The organism is Thermococcus sp. ES12 (assembly GCF_012027515.1).
Classification (GTDB): domain Archaea; phylum Methanobacteriota_B; class Thermococci; order Thermococcales; family Thermococcaceae; genus Thermococcus; species Thermococcus barossii.
In genome coordinates this window covers 585,914-599,940 of sequence record NZ_SNUP01000001.1, presented here as the reverse complement: position 1 = coordinate 599,940, position 14,027 = coordinate 585,914, and the positions used below count along the sequence as shown (strand labels likewise).

Below are 14,027 nucleotides of genomic sequence, written 5' to 3'. Positions count from 1 at the left end.
GGAAAAAATCTCGTAAGGTGGTGGATGTGAGAAGGCTCGGAAGACCTCGCAAGTATGAAGGTCCTGTGAAGAGGTTCGAGGCATGGATCCCTTATGATGTCTACCAAGAGATGGAGAAAGAGAAGCAGCGCCGCGGCATCTCTTGGCCAGAGCTCGTTCTTGACATGTGGGGTGCCTACAAAAGCAAGAGGTGAGTTCTATGAGAATTCCCGCGAGGGGCCCTGGACGTCCAAGGAAATGGAACAGCCCGCTTGTGCAGTGGAGGGCTGACATTCCTCAGGAGGATTATGAGCTTGCCGAGGAAGAGCGTCTCAAGTTGGGCCTCTCGCGGGCCGAGTGGTTCCACTGGATGCTTCGTCATATCAAGTTGGACGTTATGGAACTCATTGCGAAAGTCAAGCATCAAGAAGAGTACATCACGCAGCTCGAAAAGAAAAACCAGGCTCTTCTCGAAGAACGCGAGAAACTTCTCGCCAGAATCGAAAAGCTTGAACTCGAAAACGAGGCCCTCAGGCAGGGCCGCTCGGTGCGCTCGTACCAGGACGCGCTCAAGCTCAAGGAGCTGGCCAAGAACGCGAGGGAAGGCGTCAGCTGGAAGGCCCTCTGTGCTGAGGTCCTCGGCCTCCGCGATGAGAAGAAGATAAAGGATCTTCTCAAGCTGGCCTTCGTCGTCAGGAAGAACGACCGCAACCGCTTCCCCGACAAGTTCTACCCCAAGGACATTGCGGAGGAGTTCCACGGTTGGGTTCTCAAGAGGCCAGAGACAAAGGTCGCGGACATCATTGACTACGTCCTCCACAGGGAGGACACCCTCAAGGCTGCAAAGGACCTGAAGGTCGGTGAGGCCGCGAAGGAGAAGGTCCCTGAAGTCAAGCCGCTCAAGACTGGAAAAGCCGCAGAGCGCTGGATCGAGATGTTCTTTGAGGTCGTCTACCGTGATTACACGGCGCTCATCAACCAGAAGCGCGGCAAGGACGCGAAGAAGTACTTGGAGGAGAATGTCCCCAAGAAGCTGGAGAAGGTCCTTCAGGACATTGACCCTGAGGACTGGCGCAGGGCTGTTCTTGCGGTTCTGGAGGCGCATGAGGAGGATTGGGGAGATGTTTTCGTTTCTAACCTCCGGCGCGTTGCCCTGCGTGCCCTGAATGAGTTTTCACGCGCATCACTTGCCGAGGTGAGGGCCGATGTCTGAGTATGGGGTTCGCCTCTCTGAGAGGCTGCCAGTTTCGAAGGAGACGAAGGAGCGGCTCCTGGCTTTCGTCAGGAGTAATGACGAGGTGAAGAACGCGGATGAGGCGATTTCGTTCTTGCTGGACTTCTACCGCAAGCACAGGAGGGGTGCTGATGTCTGAGCCGTTTGTTCCGGTTAAGTTCCTGGTTTCGGTTGGGGATTACAAGGAGGGCATGATGTACCTCATAGAGCCGGAGGTTGCGAAGGTCCTCTGGACAGTTGGGGCCGTGGAAGTAATCGACGAGATTGGTAAGATGGTCGGGGAAGTTGACAGGGCGGTAATGGAGGAGAAGGAATCAGAACCGCTCACGGAGCTCCCTAAGAACCTCTATGAGCGCGCGGAATTCTGGATCTGGTACACGGAGGAGTACATCAGGAGGAACAGCAGGCGCGCTCCTGTGGATGATATTAATGTCAGGCTGGCAAAGCTGGCGAACCTCAAGAAGAAGCTTCGGACTCTTCGCGCCATCAGGCTGAGGAAGATTCTCACGACCGCAATGCTGAGGCCCCACTCTGATGGCATTTTGGCGCGCCTCACTCCCGAGGAGGCGGAGGTTTACGAGTATCTCTCAACCGTGGTCGAGAGGTGGTTGGGATGAGCCAGTCGGAGGCTGAGTTTTGGAGTTGGGTTGCGGAGGAAGTGAAGCAGGCCCGCCCGCAGGAGGGCATTGAGGACGTGGTAGCGTGGCTTGAGGAGCAGAAGGCCAAGGCGGAGGAGTTGAGGTTTTCGTATTCGCTTCGCAACGAGCCCCTCAAGGCGGCTTATGAGGAGGGGCGGCTGGAAGTCATCAACGCGGTGCTGAAAAAGCTCAGGAGGGTTGGGGTATGAACGCGGATGAATTTGTCCTGAGGATTTGGAATTATTTCAACAAGACTATGGACGATTTGCCTTGGCAGGTGGTTGAAGCAGGCGGTGCAGTAGCAATCACCCACAACAGCTTTGACAACACGGTCGACATCGACCTAATACTGAAGGAAATCACAGAGGACACTATAGACGAGTGGAGGGAAGCAATAGCAGCAGGGGCTAAAATACTCTTCTATTGGGGCGAATGGACGGGTAAAAAGTTCGAAGGCGGGGATGAAGAATTCCGCTTGAAGGTTCTCATGGCGCCCACTTGGGATGACCTGGAGAAGGCGGTCAAAGAGATCCGCGCACACTTGGAAAAAACTGGTGGGGTTGATCTAGAATGAGGGACTGGTCTACTCTCCGCCTCCGCGCTCTCGAACTTTTGAGGGAGGATTGGCGGAGCCCGAGTGAGTTGGCCAGGGAGTTGCACATTGACATCCTCGACGCGAAGGCCATCCTCAGGGACCTCTCAAGGAGGGGCCTGGTTTACCGTGACGGGCCCTTGTACATCGCAAGGGAGGGGTTCGCATGAGGCAGTTTTATGGGTTTTTGGAGATTCGGGAGGGGCCGGAGCAGAGGTATTTCTCGGAGGTCGTCATTGAGGCGGAGTCGTGGGAGGAGGCGAAGAGGGCCTTCGCCGCGTGGCTGGCGCTTAAAGCAATGGAGGATGTTCCGGATGGGGATGATAGGGCGGCGTTGATGGACGTTGAGCTGGCGGCTGGAGTCATGGGGTTCAGGGAAACGCACCTCCTCAGGGTTCCTCGTCGCCGTGCGGTGGATTTGCTTTACGAGGCGGAGCGGAGGCTGAACCTCCTGAAGGCTCGGGGAGGTGGGGAGTGATGGTTGCAGCCAGGGCGGCGATGGTTTACGCTAAGCCTGAGGCGGGCCCGGAGCTTTTCAAGGACTTCTACGAGCACATGAGGAGAGAAATCCTCACTTCGGAGAACAAGATGGTGTTCAGCAGGACTCTTGACTTCCTCTTTGGCAGGGGCGAGTTCTCGGTTTATGATATTGATGCGATTGTTTTCGACTGGCAGGTTAAGCGTTACGTTTCGGCCTTTGAGCTGAAGTTCAAGAGCTGGAAGGTAGCCAAGCCCGCGTGGCTTGATGGGTACCTTGAGGTGAATGGTTACCAGTTCATCAGGGTGAAGAGGTTGGCCAGGCTCCTCAGGGTTCCTTTGTATTATTTTGTTCAGGTGGGGCATTATCCCAAGGCCCGGTACGTGCTCTTTGACCCGCTGAAGATTCGGGCTGAGTTGGAGCGGAAGTACGAGGGGACTTATGCCGAAGACCTATACGCGCTGATTCCGCTTGATGATGCTATCGTTTCCAAGAGCATTGAGGACCTCAGGACGGACTTAGGCCTACTCTTAGGGAGGTGACGGGGCGTGGCGATTAGAATTCGAAAGGTGGAGTGGGGCTATTATGAGGTGGAGGCGTCTTCGGGGGATTTTTTCAGTATCACTTTCAGATATGATAGCAAGCGGCACAAGTACATTGTGAGGTTCGACTGGACTGGCAAAACTAAGGAACTAACTGAGAAGGAAGGCACGACAGTAATGGAGTTCCTTGACTGGCTTTCAACCTTGGCGGTCGAAGAATCTTTCGAAACTCAAGGAGCGTGATGGCCGTGAGCATTAGTTCATACATTTCGGTGTATCACTCGGATACGAGCTTGAAGACACACGAGGGAAGAGTCAAGAAAGCTCTAGAGATGTTCAGAGAACTATACCTCGAAGATTCTGACAAAGTGCGCGTGGCAGAGCACTTTGCAAGATACCTCATTGAGGACAACAAATTCTTCGCGTTCATCAATCACAATTATGACATAATTGAGAAGGAGTTCGAGGCGGCGTTTGAGTTCGCGAAGTCCCTAGCGTACGCCTATGACGATTGGGCGTTGATAGTGTTCGCTTCAGAGGTTGAAGGGCATGAAGGAAGATTTCTTATGTCAAAAAAGCACGGCATCATCAAATTGGAGGATAATGAGAAGTTTGCAAGAGAGATGGAGTATCTCTTTACAAAAGCTGAGTTTTTGAAGGCAAAACGCAGGCTCGAAGAGCTCGAAAAGGAGCGTGATGGCCGTGAGTGATGTGAAGCTCTGGAAAGTAACTGTTTGGTGCGAGGATATTGCACCCTACGAAGAAGAAAGTATCTTTGACATCCTCGTGATTGCGAAAGACATTGACGAGGCAAAGAAGCTTGCATTTCAATACTTTGAGGAGCACTTTGACGAAGTTGATGTTGACAACATCACAAGAGTCTCACTTGAGGAATCAAGAGTTCTTGGCATAATTTCTCCCTCTGCAATAGATGACGAGGAGGACTGGATATGACTCATGTTAACTTTCGTATGGATGTTAACGTTCGGGATACTAACAGCCTCTGTATATTATCCATCTTTCCGAAAAGAAGTTCCCGTATGACCAAGGACAAACGGCCCAAATATGGAATACTTGCACCATCGTGCAGTATTCACCCCCAACTCGCTAACCGCAACCCGACTGATAATTTTAAGCCCGTCGCAGTTAATAACTAAGGTGGTGGTATTATGCCGAGGAAAAGACGCCTTCCGGACGTGGTGACCATCAAAATGCCCGTGTTAGTCCAACCTCGCGATGTCTTCGAGGTTGTGTTCGAGAGCGAGGAAGCCAGAAAGATGGCCGAGGAGATTGTCGAGTACATTAAGAAGAACGGACGCATGGGGTGGGACGAGTACAAGGATCTCTTCCCGCCGGAGAAGCATTACCTTTACTTCCGCGTCATCAAGAGGCTTGAGGCTCTTGGCTTCATCAGCCGCGGGGCTTACCACACGTACATTCTCTCGAAGAAGTTTACGGACCGCATGGAATACCTCGGAAAACTCTGGCTTTTCAAGATGGGTAAAGTCGAGGAAATCTGGTGATTCACATGACCGCAACAGCAATAACCCCGTGGGGCGCAGGTCAGAATTGGTGGACTTTCATGGATGATTATGGAGGGAACCGCCATAAAAAGACAGATGTGCACATTACTCTTGACCAGGACGTCCTCTTAGAACTGGCCAGATTGGACGTGGTAAGGTCTCGTTTTATTAACAGCCTGTTAAGGGTGGCTCTCTTTGGAGAAGAGCCTTCTGTAACGGTGAAGCTGCTATTAGAAAGACGGGCAGGAGAATTCTGGTGCCCCGGCCGGGATTTGAACCCGGGGCGCGGGCTCGAAAGGCCCGCATGTTTGACCGGGCTACACCACCGGGGCTCGATATTAGGGAAGGGCGAGCGTTTAAAAATCTTTCGTCGGGGCAATTCTTTTTAATCCTCCTCCCGATTCTTCCCCGATGCTGGGGGTAAAAGTCCACAAGCGGGAAGCGGAAAAGGTTAGGAGAAGGCTTATAGAACTCGGCGTTCTGGCTAAAGGATACGCCGTCAAGCGAGAAGGGGAGTTCATACTCTTCCCCATCACGGAGCCAGTGGAGGACTTCAAGCTCGTCGAAGCCGACTTCGAGAAGCTTGAGAGAAGACCCCACAGCTACCGTGAGGTCGTTGAGGTTCCCGAGGAGGTTAAACCGCTTCTCCCAAGTTCCTTTGACATAATCGGGGACATAGCGATAATCGAGCTCCATGAGGAACTGGTACCCCACGGCAGGGCAATCGGCGAGGCTATTCTCAAAGTTCACAGGCACATAAAGGCCGTCTTCGCTAAGGGGAGCAAAGTTGAAGGGGAATACCGTGTGAGGGGGCTGATTCATCTTGCCGGCGAGAGGAGAACCGAAACGCTCCACCGCGAGAACGGAATAAGGCTCAAGCTCGACGTGGCTAAAGTCTACTTCTCCCCCCGTCTGGCCACCGAGAGAACGAGGGTCTTTGAGAAGGCTCAACCGGGGGAAGTTGTCTTTGACATGTTCGCCGGAGTCGGGCCGTACGCGATACTCCTTGCAAGAAAGGCGAAGCTCGTCTTCGCCGTTGATTTGAACCCCTGGGCGATAAAGTACCTTGAGGAGAATGTACGGCTGAATAAAGCCCGAAACGTCGTTCCGATCCTCGGCGATGTGAGGAAGGTCGCGGGCAAAGTCGAGGCGGACAGGGTTATAATGAACCTGCCCAAGTTCGCCGACCGCTTTCTGAGGGAGGCGATGCTGAGCGTTAAGGACGGTGGGGTAATCCACTACTATGGCTTTGGGCCGGAGGAGGACCTATACTCGGAGCATGAGGCGAAGATTAAAGCTGTTGCGCGGGAGCTCGGCTTTACCGTTGAGTTTCTGGAGGAAAGAAAGGTCCGTCCCTACGCGCCGCGGCAGTTCAACATAGCGATTGACTTCAGGGTTTTGAAGTGATGTTTTGTGTGGCGAACAGCCTTTAAAAGTGCGCTGTTTTCAGGATAGAACACACAAAAAGTTAGAAAAAGAGTCACTTCCCCGCTATCTTCACGTTCTCGAACTTTATGAAGGGCGTTATCATCGTGTTCATGAAGGGCATAACTGTCTGCTCCCTTGAGACTTCGCTGGCCTGCTTGAGAAGCTCGTAAACGTTGCCCGCTATAAGGAACACGCTTGAGCCGACGACCTCGCCGTCCTCGATGAGGAAGGCCGGGTTTGCAGTAACTGCAAAGTTTCCGTTGTCGGGGTTGCTTGAATGGGCACCTTGGAAGCCGTCCACGAAGTAGCCGCGCTCGATTTCGGCTATCATGTCCTCAAGCGAGCGCCTGCCCTTCTCTATGACGACGTTGTGGAAGCCGATGTTTATGCCGCCGCTCCTCAGGTCGCGCTTCCCGTTCCCTGTGCTCTCGGTGCCGTAGACCTTCGCCCAATAGTTGTCCCAGACGAAGCCCCTGAAGGTTCCTTCCTCGATGAGGACGTTCTTCCTCGTCGGAACGCCCTCGCCGTCCGCTATGGTCTGCTCGATGGCCAGCTCGTGGAACGGATCGTCGTAGAGCGTTATGACGTCGCTCGCTATCCTCTCCCCGACCTTTTCAGCTAAGGGAGTGGTCTCCTTAACGAGCCTCTCACCGCTGAAGGCCGGCAGGAGGGCGTAGCTGAAGAGCCCGGCAATCGCCCAGGGCCCGAGGATAACCGGCACTTCCTCGTTTTTGCTGGCTTTGACGTTGTAGGCCCAGCTGACCTTTCTGACGGCCCTCTCGACGACGCCCTCGACGTCAAGGTTTAAATCCCTCCTCGCGTCAAAGTCGAAGATTCCGGGCGTTACAACGTCGCCCTTCCTTCCGACGAGCTCGACGAAGAAGAACGCGGCACCGCCCTCCTGGAAGACGTCAATCCCGTGGGAATTGATGATGTGCCTCTCCTCCCAGCCAACGCCCCCTTCTCCGCCCGCAACGACGACGTGCTCGTCCTTCTCGCGGGCGAGCTTTATCGCCTCAACGAGCATCTCCACCAGCTTATCCGGCGAGGCCTCCTTCAGCTCGTAGTTGGGCTTTGGCCTCTCCCTGTACTTTCCCGGCTCCGGCAGGGAAACCCACTTCTCATCGGGGCTGTTGAGCTTCGCCATCTTCGCGGCCTGCTCTATTGCCTCTTTAACCCTGCTCTCCTCATCGCTGTCCACTATGGCCAGGCCGAGGCGCTTGTCCTTGATTCCGCGGATTATCGTTACCGCACCGCTCCTGGTTGAGGCCATCGAAATCTCGTTCAGCTCGACGTTCGTGCTGACATCACGGGAGCGGTAAAGGGCGATTTCAACCTCGTCGAAAAACTTCTCGGCGTAGCGTATGAGGTTCTCCATCTCCACCACCTCACCCGATTAGTATTCCCCCGTCGAAGCGCATGTGCGGTCCACCCGAGCTTACAAAGGCCGTCTGTCCCTTGCCGCAGAAGCCGACCTCAAGGCCGAAGTCCTTACCAACGGCACTTATCTTCTTGAGCGCCTCGATGGCAACCCCCGTGATGGAGGTGTCCCTTATCGGCTCCGCTATCTCGCCGTTTCTAATCACATAACCCTCCTGGATTCCGACCTGGAAGGCGCTGTTGAGCTGGGCCTGACCGCCACGGAAGTCAACCACATAGTAGCCGAACTTGATGTCCTCGATGAGCTCCTCGAAGGAGTAATCACCGGGCTCGAAGACGGTGTTGCGCATCCTGATTATCGGCGGGTAGCGGTAGCTCTCGGCCCTCGCGTGGCCGTTGGGTTCCATGCCCCACTTGTGGGCGTACTCGCGGTTGAGCATTATCTCCTTGAGAATTCCGTTCTCGATGATATGTATGTCCTTAACAGGAACTCCCTCGTCGTCGTATCTGTCGTTTCCGAAGCCGCCCTCAACGTAGCGCTCGCTCATCGTGACATATTCAGGAGCAATCTGCTTGCCGATGAGGTCCTTGAAGGGCGAGTTTATTGTTAAGTCCGCCTCCGCGAGGTGTCCCAAAGCCTCGTGGGCGATGATTCCAACGACGATTGGCCCAGCAACAATCGGCCACTCGCCGCGCTTCGGGGCCACTCCTTTCAGCTGGCTGTGCATCTTCCTGAGGAGCCTCTCGGTCACCTTCTCGTTCGGCTCTATCTCGGTCATGAGCTCCCAGCCGTAATCGACGGCTCCAATGCTGTCCCTTGCCATCGCCAGCTTTCCGTCGGCCTTTCCGGTGACGTAGGTTCCCTGGTAGAGGTAGTTGTAGTCCCACTCTATGCGCGTTCCCTCGCTGGTGAGGAGTACCTTCCTCCCTCCGCCGTCCTCGTAGCGAACCTGGACGCTCTTGACGGCGCTGTCTTCCTTGAGGAGCTTTTCCAGCTCCCTCAGGTGGGCAACTTTCTCCTCGATGTCCACTTCCCTCGGCTTGAGCTTCATCCTGCTCTTCACGAAGTCTTGAGCTGGCTCAATCTCGGCCAGCTGGATTTTCTCCCTCTTCGTCTGGGCCGCGGCTTTGGCCAGCTTGTAGGCCTCTTCAATTTTCTTCTCAAGGTTGTCCAGCTCGCTGGTCGAGGCGAAGCCCCACGCTCCATCCGCCAGAACTCTGATGGCGACTCCCCTGTGGAGCTTGCCGGTGAAGCTTGTGAAGACGCCGTCCTTGAGGCCGAGGGTAGTCTTCTTCAAGTCCTCATAGCGGAGCTCGATGTACTCGGCTTTCAGGTTCTCCTCAGCCCACTCAAGGGCCCTTTCGAGTGCCTCCATGGTCACCACCGGTTTCATTTGTTCACTCGTGTCTCTGCATCCGGATATAAAAGTATTTTGAGTGTTTCGATGGAGGTCGAAACATGCTGGAATTATTACTTAGCTACCCAGCGGAGAGAAAAACAACCCATATTGTGGACATTTGTTCCTAACGAAAGTGTTATATGTGATGGGTGAAAATGACTCAATGTGATAAATCGGAAGAAAGGATTCCGGAGGGAGCAGCATGAAGATTGGCCATCATCACTGGCTGGCAATTTTAAGCTTCCTGCTCTTTTCCATTATCCTGTGGGATGGCTCTTCTTCGCTTCTGAGATGGGCAGTCAGTGAGGCAGTGTTGGCCGCGATGATAGTCTCCATGTTGTTTTTCACCGGAAAAGCCCGCTCGGAACTTCGGAGAATTCTCACTGTGGTGACAATAACTATAGCTGGCTTTGTTTCGATCACAGCCATCCAGGGATGGGGCCTGACCGAATCGCTGAAGCCGTTATTTGGCGGATTAATGCTTTATCTTGTGCTGGAAGCCTCGGTCAGGGCGTTCTATGGGTTTCAGGCCAGGAGACACAATCTTTAAATTTTTTTGCATATTGGACTTTCCAGGTGGATTTTTATGCCATACTTTTTTGAGTATCCGTGAAATACTTGCCACATCAAGAATATAGGCATTCTTTTTGGGCAGAAGTGTTATATACAATGGGTGAAAACAATCTAATACGAAAAACCTGTGGGAGCATACTCTGATCATCCGAACATAGGTATGGAGGGGGACCGATGATGGGAAATAAAAAACTGTACGTCCTCATTTTCATATCTCTGCTCCTTACAGTGTTGGTGATAGCGAATGGGACCCCCACGCCTGTTGCTCTGGTGACAGTTGCATTGCCCATCTTGGCCGGCTACTGGCTGATAGTGAGGTTTGGGAATCCAGGTCTCGTGTTTGTGCCGATTCTATGGGCACTGGCCTTCCTTGCGCGGGAGTTCCTGATGGGAACAGTTACCCAGGAAACGCTAAGGGCCGCAGGCTTGAAAGCTTTTGGGAGCGTGATACTGGCTGTGGCTTACATTGCCTTAGACCGGAAGGGTAAGAACAGAGAGGAGGAGGCCATAAATGCGGGCCAATAACGTCCGGCTCTTAGAAGCGTACAAAAGGAACTATTCCGCTTCCCTTACCTCATTTTTCAAAAGACTCTCCGGCTACCTGGCTGCGTCCTTAGTTGTGGCCCTCTACGGGAAGACGGGAACGGCCATCGTCGTTCTTGCGACCCTGCTGGTCATCGACCTTGTGATGAGTCTGTCCTTTGCCCGTTTGCACGGTGAAGAGAGCCGGGCATAAACCGGCAATCTTTTTAGTTCTCCTCGCGAATTTTTGCACATGAAGGCCGAAATCAAGCACCTCATAGACCGCGGGACCTACAGGAAGCTCCCGCTCTTTGAAGGAGAACTGCCCGAGGGAAGCTACGCCCAGATAGTTGAAGTCAAGCCGGGGCAGACGGTTAGGAGGCACTACCACCTCCACCAGTACGAGCTGTTCTACATCATAAGCGGCGAGGCCAAGCTGGGGATAGGTGAAACGGAATACCCTGCAAAGCCCGGCGACATCTTTCTCGTCAAGCCGAGAACCATCCACTGGGTTATCAATGAGAGTGACAAACCCTTCAGGCTCTTCGTGGTGAAGCTGAACTACCGCGGCGACGACTCGGTGTGGCTGGATTAACGGTAGGCACTTTCCCTTGGCCTCAGATCGGTCACTACTATCATTTTTTCGTCCCAGTAAACAACGTAGAAGAGGCGGTAATCGCCAATCCTGAAACGGTAGACGTTTGAGGGACCGCTTTTCTGCCCTCTCACGGGCTTGACGTCAAAGGGCGGCTTTGGAAAGGGGTTCTCTTCAAGGGTCTTGAGGAACTCTGCCAGCTTCCTTCTCTGGCCCGCCTTTAGGTACTTCCTCGCGTTCTTGACGACGTCCCTGCTGATCACGACGCGGTAGGGCATCGGGGACACCTTCACTCCATCAGCTCTTCAACGGCTTCATCAACACTCATTCCATCTTCCGGGTTTTCTCTGAGCCCCTCCGCCTTCCGGAGAAGCTCCCCGTGGAGTTCGTCCTCTATTATCTCCGGCTCCTCGCTCTCGGCAATCATCCGAACTAACTTCCTTTCCATCTCCTCAAGCTTCTTTTTCATCTCCCGGATGTCCTGGAGAAGAAGCCTAACGGCCTGTGCCTCCATCCTCTCACCGAGCCTCTTTCGCGTTGAAACTTAAAAAGAATTTTGGAAAGATTTAATTCCACCAAGCCCAAGGTTTTGTGGTGTGCGAGATGGGGGAGAGGGTAATAGGTATCCTCGGCGGGATGGGGCCGCTGGCAACGGCCGAGCTCTTCAGGAGAATAGTCGAGAAGACCCCCGCAAAGCGCGACCAGGAGCACCCGAGGATAATCATCTACAACAACCCGAAGATACCGGACAGGACGGCCTTCATACTGGGGAAGGGTGAGGACCCGAGGCCCGAGCTCATAGACAGCGCGCGAAAGCTCGAAAGCTGGGGCGCGGACTTCATCATAATGCCCTGCAACACCGCCCACTTCTTCGCCGAGACGATTCAGGGGGCGATAAACATCCCCCTCGTAAGCATGGTTGAAGAAACGGCGGAAGCGGTTAGGAGGATGGGCCTCAGGAAGGTCGGTCTCCTCGCGACGGATGGCACGATAAAGGGGCTCGTCTACCACAGGGCACTTATGGCCCGTGGCGTGGAGATTGCCGTTCCGGGCAGGAAGGACCAGGGGCTCGTTATGAGGGCGATATACGACGGTGTCAAGGCCGGGAACCTGGAGCTGGGGAGGAAACTTCTCCTGGACGTGGCCAGAAGGCTTGAACGCAGGGTTGATGGGATAATAGCCGGCTGTACGGAGGTCAGCGTTGCTCTGAAGCCTGAAGACCTCAAAGTCCCGCTCATTGATCCAATGGATGTCATAGCTGAAAGGGCGGTAAAGCTCGCACTTGGCCTCGATGACCTCTAAATCCACCCCTTCTTTCTGAAGTAGAGGAGCATTCCAACAGCCATGGTCAGCATCAGCAGGAGCACGAATGGGTAGCCGTACCGCCAGTAGAGTTCCGGCATGTACCGGAAGTTCATCCCGTAGAGGCCGGTTATGAAGGTCAGGGGGATGAATATCGTGGAGACGACAGTCAGAATACGGATTATGTCGTTGGTCTTCATCGAGATGGTCGAGTAGTACAGCTCCACGAGGCTGTTGGCGAGCTCCCTCTGGCCCTCGAGTATCTCCAGCACCTCAAGGACGTGGTCGTGAAGCTCCCCGATATAAGCCTGTGTTTCCTCGGTGAAGAATCTTCCTCCCTCCAGCTCAAGCTTCCGGAAGGCCTCCAGCAGGGGAAATATCGTGCGGCGCATGAACAGTATCTCTCTTCTGAGGCCGTGTATCCTATGGAGAACTCCTTCCTCCCCTCTCGACAGTATCCGCGCCTCCAGTGACTCCATCTTGGAGCTTATCTTCTCCATTATCGGAACGTAGTTCTCAACTATCGCTTCGAGGAGGGCAAAGAGCAGGTAGTCCGCACCGCGTTCGCGGAAGAGGCCCTCGCCCTCGCGGATGCTTTCCCTGATGGGGTCGAAGACGTCCCCCGGTATCTCCTGCACCGTCACTACAAGGTTGCCCTTGAGCAGGAGGCCCATCCTCTCCCTCTTCAGTCCGTTGTCTATCTCGTAGACCTGGTGCAGAATGAGGAACAGGTAGTCTGGAAAGACAAACACCCTCGCGTGGGTGCTCGCCCTCCGAAGAACCTTCATCGGCCGGTCGTGTATGCCCAGGACTTCCATTATCTCCGGAACGGCCTCAAGGGTATCCACGTTTGCCCAGACGACGTCGTAGCCCTCGATTTCGAGAACGTTTCTCATGCTCGGGACCTTTCTGCTGAGGAACTTGTCCCTCGAGTACGCAATGACCGTTATTCTGGGCTTCTCTTCCTCCCCCATTCAATCACCTCGGAGCTCGATGACCATTCCGGAGTGGAGCTTATGGAAGCGCTCGCCGTAGGCCTTCAGAAAGGCCGCCTCGGCCTTCAGTCCGGTGCAGTGGCCGGTGTAGACCTCCTCAACGCCAAGTTCCTCGAACTCCGCCACCGTTCTTTCTATCCTCTCGTCGCTGGCCCCTATGAGGTGGAAGCCACCCACAACGGCCCGCACTCGCTTTTCCCCCGTAAGCCTCACCGCGTGCTTCACGATGCTCACTATTCCCGCGTGACTGCAGCCGCTCACGATTACCAGCCCCTCGGGCGTTTTGGCAACGAGGCTCATGTCGTCCATGATGTTATCCTCCATCACCTGGCCGTCCCTCAGCGTGTATACTCCAATGTGCTCCCGCTCGAACTCCTCCCGGTTCCGGATTTCTCCGGTGGAGTAAACACCCCCTACGATCTCAAGGGGCTTCGCTGTGAGGTATAGCTCCGCCAGCTCCTCGACTTCCTCCTTTCTGAAGGGAATCCCGACGTCCCTGAGGTAGGGTTTCGTGACGAAGTGCCTCCTGAAGATGTCAGGGTGCGCTATCAGGGGAATCCTCTTCCCGATGGCCCTCAGCATTTCCAGAAGCCCGCCCGTGTGGTCGTAGTGGCAGTGGGAGAGGAAGACATAGTCGATGCTCGACGGTTCGATCCCGAGAAGGCCCATGTTGTGGAGTATCGGCCCGGCGCTCTGACCGGTGTCGAAGAGGATTCTCTTTCCGCCCTTTTCCACAAGAAAACTCACCCCGTGCTGTGCAAGATAGGGGCTTTCGTAGCCAGAATAGTCCTCAACAAGGACGTGTATTAGCATGGGTTTCACCGGAGGAATTAGGGAAAAGGTGGA

24 protein-coding genes and 1 tRNA gene are annotated in these 14,027 nt (G+C 54.4%); 18 read left to right on the top strand and 7 right to left on the bottom strand.

Annotated elements, in window-relative coordinates:
- The first annotated feature begins 20 nt into the window (after positions 1-20).
- The 12 genes from E3E37_RS03360 to E3E37_RS03305 all read left to right on the top strand — a co-directional run bounded on the left by E3E37_RS03360 (position 21) and on the right by E3E37_RS03305 (position 4,986).
- Positions 21-194 (top strand): hypothetical protein, encoded by a 174-nt coding sequence (locus E3E37_RS03360; RefSeq protein WP_167714811.1) that lies wholly within the window; start codon positions 21-23, stop codon positions 192-194.
- 5 nt (positions 195-199) lie between these two features.
- Entirely contained in the window at positions 200-1,192 is a 993-nt protein-coding gene (locus E3E37_RS03355) for a hypothetical protein (protein WP_167714809.1), read from the top strand.
- Positions 1,185-1,352, top strand: coding sequence for a hypothetical protein (locus E3E37_RS03350; RefSeq protein WP_167714807.1), 168 nt, complete (start codon positions 1,185-1,187; stop codon positions 1,350-1,352). The genes E3E37_RS03355 and E3E37_RS03350 overlap by 8 nt, the downstream gene beginning before the upstream one ends.
- Entirely contained in the window at positions 1,345-1,830 is a 486-nt protein-coding gene (locus tag E3E37_RS03345; RefSeq protein WP_167714805.1) for a DNA replication complex GINS family protein, read from the top strand. The genes E3E37_RS03350 and E3E37_RS03345 overlap by 8 nt, the downstream gene beginning before the upstream one ends.
- Entirely contained in the window at positions 1,827-2,060 is a 234-nt protein-coding gene (locus tag E3E37_RS03340; protein ID WP_167714803.1) for a hypothetical protein, read from the top strand. Before E3E37_RS03345 ends, E3E37_RS03340 begins: the two co-directional genes overlap by 4 nt.
- Entirely contained in the window at positions 2,057-2,425 is a 369-nt protein-coding gene (locus tag E3E37_RS03335) for a hypothetical protein (protein WP_167714801.1), read from the top strand. The genes E3E37_RS03340 and E3E37_RS03335 overlap by 4 nt, the downstream gene beginning before the upstream one ends.
- A gap of 184 nt (positions 2,426-2,609) precedes the next feature.
- On the top strand, positions 2,610-2,921 hold the full coding sequence (locus E3E37_RS03330) for a hypothetical protein (RefSeq protein ID WP_167714799.1): 312 nt from the start codon (positions 2,610-2,612) through the stop codon (positions 2,919-2,921).
- Positions 2,921-3,463: a hypothetical protein gene (locus E3E37_RS03325; protein ID WP_167714796.1), complete on the top strand. Its 543-nt coding sequence runs from the start codon at positions 2,921-2,923 to the stop codon at positions 3,461-3,463. Before E3E37_RS03330 ends, E3E37_RS03325 begins: the two co-directional genes overlap by 1 nt.
- Before the next feature lie 6 nt (positions 3,464-3,469).
- Positions 3,470-3,706: a hypothetical protein gene (locus E3E37_RS03320; RefSeq protein WP_167714794.1), complete on the top strand. Its 237-nt coding sequence runs from the start codon at positions 3,470-3,472 to the stop codon at positions 3,704-3,706.
- Positions 3,706-4,173, top strand: a complete 468-nt coding sequence (locus E3E37_RS03315; protein WP_167714792.1) for a hypothetical protein — start codon at positions 3,706-3,708, stop codon at positions 4,171-4,173. Before E3E37_RS03320 ends, E3E37_RS03315 begins: the two co-directional genes overlap by 1 nt.
- Positions 4,166-4,417 (top strand): hypothetical protein, encoded by a 252-nt coding sequence (locus tag E3E37_RS03310; protein ID WP_167714790.1) that lies wholly within the window; start codon positions 4,166-4,168, stop codon positions 4,415-4,417. Before E3E37_RS03315 ends, E3E37_RS03310 begins: the two co-directional genes overlap by 8 nt.
- A gap of 215 nt (positions 4,418-4,632) precedes the next feature.
- Complete coding sequence (locus E3E37_RS03305) at positions 4,633-4,986, top strand: hypothetical protein (RefSeq protein ID WP_167714788.1); 354 nt, start codon at positions 4,633-4,635, stop codon at positions 4,984-4,986.
- A gap of 254 nt (positions 4,987-5,240) precedes the next feature.
- Here the strand turns inward: E3E37_RS03305 and E3E37_RS03300 are convergent.
- Positions 5,241-5,318 (bottom strand) — tRNA-Glu (locus E3E37_RS03300).
- 79 nt (positions 5,319-5,397) lie between these two features.
- Between E3E37_RS03300 and E3E37_RS03295 the strand changes: the two genes are divergently transcribed.
- Positions 5,398-6,393, top strand: coding sequence for a class I SAM-dependent methyltransferase family protein (locus E3E37_RS03295; protein ID WP_167714786.1), 996 nt, complete (start codon positions 5,398-5,400; stop codon positions 6,391-6,393).
- 73 nt (positions 6,394-6,466) lie between these two features.
- Here E3E37_RS03295 and E3E37_RS03290 read toward each other — a convergent pair whose 3' ends face one another.
- Positions 6,467-7,792, bottom strand: coding sequence for a TldD/PmbA family protein (locus E3E37_RS03290; RefSeq protein WP_167715371.1), 1,326 nt, complete (start codon positions 7,790-7,792; stop codon positions 6,467-6,469).
- Between the two features lie 10 nt (positions 7,793-7,802).
- Positions 7,803-9,170, bottom strand: coding sequence for a TldD/PmbA family protein (locus E3E37_RS03285; RefSeq protein ID WP_167715369.1), 1,368 nt, complete (start codon positions 9,168-9,170; stop codon positions 7,803-7,805).
- A 226-nt stretch (positions 9,171-9,396) separates the two neighbouring features.
- On the opposite strand from E3E37_RS03285, the gene E3E37_RS03280 reads away from it, so the two are divergent.
- From E3E37_RS03280 to E3E37_RS03265, 4 genes are all read left to right on the top strand, one after another.
- A complete protein-coding gene (locus tag E3E37_RS03280) occupies positions 9,397-9,744 on the top strand; it encodes a hypothetical protein (RefSeq protein ID WP_088864613.1) in 348 nt (115 codons plus the stop codon).
- A gap of 197 nt (positions 9,745-9,941) precedes the next feature.
- Positions 9,942-10,292, top strand: coding sequence for a hypothetical protein (locus E3E37_RS03275; RefSeq protein ID WP_167714784.1), 351 nt, complete (start codon positions 9,942-9,944; stop codon positions 10,290-10,292).
- On the top strand, positions 10,279-10,503 hold the full coding sequence (locus tag E3E37_RS03270; RefSeq protein WP_167714782.1) for a hypothetical protein: 225 nt from the start codon (positions 10,279-10,281) through the stop codon (positions 10,501-10,503). The genes E3E37_RS03275 and E3E37_RS03270 overlap by 14 nt, the downstream gene beginning before the upstream one ends.
- Before the next feature lie 39 nt (positions 10,504-10,542).
- On the top strand, positions 10,543-10,884 hold the full coding sequence (locus E3E37_RS03265) for a cupin domain-containing protein (protein ID WP_167714780.1): 342 nt from the start codon (positions 10,543-10,545) through the stop codon (positions 10,882-10,884).
- On the opposite strand, the gene E3E37_RS03260 is transcribed toward E3E37_RS03265, so the two are convergent.
- Positions 10,881-11,177: a type II toxin-antitoxin system RelE/ParE family toxin gene (locus E3E37_RS03260; RefSeq protein WP_371731671.1), complete on the bottom strand. Its 297-nt coding sequence runs from the start codon at positions 11,175-11,177 to the stop codon at positions 10,881-10,883. The genes E3E37_RS03265 and E3E37_RS03260 overlap by 4 nt on opposite strands.
- Positions 11,174-11,398, bottom strand: a complete 225-nt coding sequence (locus E3E37_RS03255; protein ID WP_167714777.1) for a hypothetical protein — start codon at positions 11,396-11,398, stop codon at positions 11,174-11,176. Before E3E37_RS03255 ends, E3E37_RS03260 begins: the two co-directional genes overlap by 4 nt.
- A gap of 89 nt (positions 11,399-11,487) precedes the next feature.
- Here E3E37_RS03255 and E3E37_RS03250 point away from each other — a divergent pair, with 89 nt between their 5' ends.
- Positions 11,488-12,186: an aspartate racemase gene (locus E3E37_RS03250; RefSeq protein ID WP_167715365.1), complete on the top strand. Its 699-nt coding sequence runs from the start codon at positions 11,488-11,490 to the stop codon at positions 12,184-12,186.
- On the opposite strand, the gene corA is transcribed toward E3E37_RS03250, so the two are convergent.
- Both corA and E3E37_RS03240 read right to left on the bottom strand, forming a co-directional pair.
- On the bottom strand, positions 12,183-13,160 hold the full coding sequence (gene corA, locus E3E37_RS03245; protein WP_167714775.1) for a magnesium/cobalt transporter CorA: 978 nt from the start codon (positions 13,158-13,160) through the stop codon (positions 12,183-12,185). The two genes, E3E37_RS03250 and corA, sit on opposite strands and share 4 nt — an antisense overlap.
- Positions 13,161-13,994: an MBL fold metallo-hydrolase gene (locus tag E3E37_RS03240; protein WP_167715363.1), complete on the bottom strand. Its 834-nt coding sequence runs from the start codon at positions 13,992-13,994 to the stop codon at positions 13,161-13,163.
- Positions 13,995-14,027: the final 33 nt, after the last annotated feature.